Annotated in this window: 2 protein-coding genes and 1 pseudogene; 1 reads left to right on the forward strand and 2 read right to left on the reverse strand. The window is 71.7% G+C overall.

What is annotated here, in order from left to right; genetic code table 11:
• Window positions 1-464: pseudogene (locus AC27IQ_RS21550) on the forward strand (glutamate--cysteine ligase); the annotation flags it as partial.
• A 48-nt stretch (window positions 465-512) separates the two neighbouring features.
• Here the strand turns inward: AC27IQ_RS21550 and AC27IQ_RS21555 are convergent.
• Both AC27IQ_RS21555 and AC27IQ_RS21560 read right to left on the reverse strand, forming a co-directional pair.
• On the reverse strand, window positions 513-2,201 hold the full coding sequence (locus tag AC27IQ_RS21555) for a thiamine pyrophosphate-binding protein (RefSeq protein WP_487090728.1): 1,689 nt from the start codon (window positions 2,199-2,201) through the stop codon (window positions 513-515).
• 49 nt (window positions 2,202-2,250) lie between these two features.
• Window positions 2,251-2,979 (reverse strand): aminotransferase class I/II-fold pyridoxal phosphate-dependent enzyme (locus AC27IQ_RS21560; protein WP_487090729.1); only part of this gene is annotated, 729 nt, incomplete at its 5' end.

The raw sequence follows: 2,979 nt of genomic DNA on the forward strand, positions 1-2,979 counted from the left end.
GAGCTGCAGCGCAACCAGCACCTGACCGCCGAGCGCGGCCGCGAGCCGGCCTGCTGCTGCAGCGCGCCGGGCGCGAGATCCCGCTGGCCGAATGGGGCGCGCAGGTGCTGGCCGAATGCGAGCCACTGGCCGCGGCGCTGGACGCCGCGCACGGCACCGGCGACTACGGCAGCGCGCTGGCCGATGCGCGGCGCCTCATGCAGCAGCCGCAGGCCACGCCGTCGGCCCGCGTGCTCGACCGCATGGCCGAGGCGCACGGCAAGAGCTTCAGTGCCTTCGCGCTGGAGCGATCGCAATGGGCGCGCGACACGCTGCTGGCCATGCCGTGGACCAAGGCGCAGCAGGCCCGGTTCGAGGCCGCCGCCGCGCAATCGGTGGCCGAGCAAAAGGCCATCGAAGCGGCGGACACCCTGCCGTTCGAAGCCTGGCGCGAGCAGTACATGGCGGTGCCCGTCCACGGTTGATACCGGCGCGGCCCGGGCATCGCCAGGACCGCCGCCCGCGCTGAGCGCCTAGCCCGGCTTGCGGGCCTGCGCCGCACTGCGGATGCCCTGCAGCGTGCCCGTGGGCGTGATGGCCTCCGGGTCCAGCAGGCAGTGCAGCACGCAGGGCAGGCCGCTGGCCCGGGCGCGTGCCAGCGCCGGGGCGAACTCCGCCGTCGTCTCCACCCGCTCGCCATGCCCGCCGAAGGCCGCGGCATAGGCCTTGAAATCCGGGTTCTTCAACTGGGTGGCGCTCACGCGGCCGGGGTATTCGCGCTCCTGGTGCATGCGGATGGTGCCGTACATGGCGTTGTCCAGCAGCACCACGATGATGGGCAGGCCGTACTGCACGGCGGTGGCGAACTCCTGCCCGTGCATCAGAAAGTCGCCGTCGCCCGCGAACACCACCACCTCGCGCTGCGGCCACAGCCGCTTGGCCCCCACGCCGGCTGGAAGGCCGTAGCCCATCGATCCACTGGTGGGCGCCAACTGGCTGGCATAGGCGGTGAAAGGCCAGAAGCGGTGCACCCAGGTGGCGAAGTTGCCCGCGCCGTTGCAGAAGATCGCATCGGCCGGCAGCACCTCGCGCAGGTGGCGCATGACCTCGCCCATCTGCAGCGGGCCCGGGATGCGGATCGGGTCCGGATCGCTCCAGGCCAGGTACTCGGCGCGGGCGGCCTGCATGTGCGCCGCCCAGCGCACCGCGGCGGGCGGCTGCAGCGTGGCAAGTGCGTTGGCAAAGGCCTGCGGCGTGGCGTGGATGGACTGCGTTGCCCGGTACAGGCGGCCCAGTTCGTTGGCATCGGCATGCACATGCACCAGGGGCTGCGCCGGCACGGGAATGTCGAACAGCTCGTAGCCCTGCGACGGAATCTCCGACAGGCGCCCGCCCACCACCAGCACCAGATCGCTCCCGCGAATGCGCGCCAGCAGCTTGGGGTTCACCCCCAGGCCCAGGTCGCCACCGTAGCTGGCGTGGTCGGCCGGGAACAGCATCTGCCGGCGAAACGAGCAGTACACGGGCAGCGACCAGGCCTGCGCGAACGCAACGAAGTCGCGCACCGCCTGCTCTGACCACCGGCTGCCGCCCAGGATGGCGACGGGACGCTCGGCGGCGGCCAGGCGCTCGGCCAGTTCCTGCAGCGCGGCAGCGCCGGGGTGGGTTTCCGGCACCGTGTAGGGCAGGGCGTCCGCCACCTGCACGGCATCGGTCAGCATGTCCTCGGGCAGCGCCACCACCACCGGGCCCGGGCGGCCCGATGTGGCGACGTGGAAGGCGCGCGACACCAGTTCGGGCACGCGGCGCGCGTCGTCGATCTGCACCACCCACTTGGCCATGGTGCCGAACACCGCGCCGTAGTCCAGCTCCTGGAACGCCTCGCGGCCCAGCGCGCCGCGCGCCACCTGGCCCACGAACACGATGAGCGGCGTCGAATCCTGGTGCGCGATGTGGATGCCGGCCGAGGCATTGGTCACCCCCGGGCCACGCGTCACGAAGCAGATGCCGGGCTGCCCGGTGAGCTTGCCCTGCGCCTCGGCCATCATGGCCGCGCCGCCCTCCTGGCGGCACACGGTGACGGCGATCTGCGCGTCGTGCAGGGCATCCAGCACGGCCAGGTAGCTTTCGCCGGGCACGCAGAAAAGCTGTTGCACGCCGTGCAGGATGAGCTGGTCCACGAGGACCTGGCCGCCGGTGCGGGGAGAAACGGTGGAAGTCATGAAGGCGTCGATCAAGGGCGTTGAAGGAATGGAAACATGGCGGGCCGGCTCACCGCAGCGCCGCGCAGGCGTCCTGGATGCGCTGGCAGGCCGTCTGCAGCTGGGCCATCGAGGTAGCGTACGAGATGCGGAAGTACGGCGCCAGCCCGAAATACGTGCCCGGCACCACCGCCACCTCGTACTCGGCCAGCAGGTACTGGCAAAAGTCCACGTCGGTCTTGAGCAGCGCGCCGCCCGGCGTGGTGCGGCCCAGCGTGCCGGCGCAACTGGCATAGGTGTAGAAAGCGCCCTCGGGCGTGCGGCAGCGCAGGCCGGGCGCCTGGTTCAGCGCCTGCACCACGAAGTCGCGCCGGGCCTGGAAATCCGCGCAGCGCTCGGCCACGATGGCCTGCGGCCCGGTCAGCGCCTCGATGGCCGCCGCCTGGCTGATGGAGGAGGGGCACGAGGTGCATTGGCTCTGCACCACCGCCATGGCGGCGATCAGCTCGCGCGGGCCGCCGGCGAAGCCGATGCGCCAACCCGTCATGGCATAGGCCTTGGACACGCCGTTCACCGTGAGGCAGCGGTTTTTCAGGCGCGGCTCCAGCGCGGCTGGCGTGGCGAAGGCCGCGCCGTCGTACAGGATGTGCTCGTAGATGTCGTCCGACAGCAGCCACACCTGCGGGTGGCGCAGCAGCACGTCCAGCAGCGGGCGCAACTGCGCGGCGCTGTAGGCGGCCCCGGTGGGGTTGGAGGGCGAGTTGAGCAGCAACCAGCGCGTGCGCGGCGTGATGGCCGC

This window comes from Acidovorax sp. KPB24-07, from assembly GCF_057543315.1.

Coding starts and splice junctions, on each gene's coding strand:
- AC27IQ_RS21555 (WP_487090728.1), bottom strand. CDS start 2,201: ATGACTTCCACCGTTTCTCCCCGCACCGGCGGCCAGGTCCTCGTGGAC.